1 pseudogene is annotated in these 803 nt (G+C 46.2%); it reads right to left on the minus strand.

Features of this window, described 5'->3' with window-relative positions:
- Nucleotides 1-179 precede the first annotated feature (179 nt).
- Nucleotides 180-712, minus strand: a pseudogene (locus HMPREF2796_RS10650) (IS630 family transposase); the annotation flags it as partial.
- Nucleotides 713-803: the final 91 nt, after the last annotated feature.

Genomic DNA, 803 nt, shown 5'->3' on the forward strand with positions numbered 1-803 from the left:
TGGATAACCGGCAAGGCAGCATACTGGCCAACGGCACTAAGGAATGTATCCACATCGCTGACGCGTGGGGTCTCTTCATCCTGGACTGGTCTCAGACAATACACTTTTACCGGAGCCCGCCAACTTAAAGGATTTGGCCAGAGCGCCGCTAACAGCTACAGGTTATGGCGTGCCCGCCCGTTGCCGACTTGTGCGGACACCAGAGATAAGCGTTGGTATCTTTTTCCACTTATCTGCGCTTTCACTATTTGCCCTTTCAGGCTGCGGGCATAGGGACGGAACAGGTAGCGGTCAAATCCTGTTTCATCCAAATAAACACGTTGATAGTCGGAAAATTCGGCCAGCTGTGTCAAATAATGCGTTACTTTGGCCGGGTCTTGTTCTTTGTAAGTGGTGGTCTTTTTTTGCGCGTCATCCCCATCTGTTTGAGTGCATAGCAAACGGCGGCTGCCGTACAATCAAAATGTTTGGCGATTTCATGCAGATAGGCATCCGGGTGTTGCCCAATATATTGAGCCAGTTTTTGCCTATCCAATTTGACGGCATTTAGACCGGTAACTTGATGTTTTAGGCTGCCTGTTTGTTTTTTAAGGCGAATCCACAGGTAAAGCGTGTTTCTTGACAAGTGAAACGTTACTGCGGTTTGGCTGATGTTTTTGCATTGTTCGTAATAGTTTAAAGCTTTGTTTCTTAAGTCCGCAGAGTATGCCATGGCTAGACCTTCAAAGTTGAGTGTTGTACTATTTTGTTTTTAATTGACTATATTTGCACAAGACGCGTTTTGCCTGATTCCAAAAATTCTC

This window comes from Eikenella sp. HMSC071B05 (assembly GCF_001811325.1).
Taxonomy (GTDB): Bacteria; Pseudomonadota; Gammaproteobacteria; order Burkholderiales; family Neisseriaceae; genus Eikenella; species Eikenella corrodens.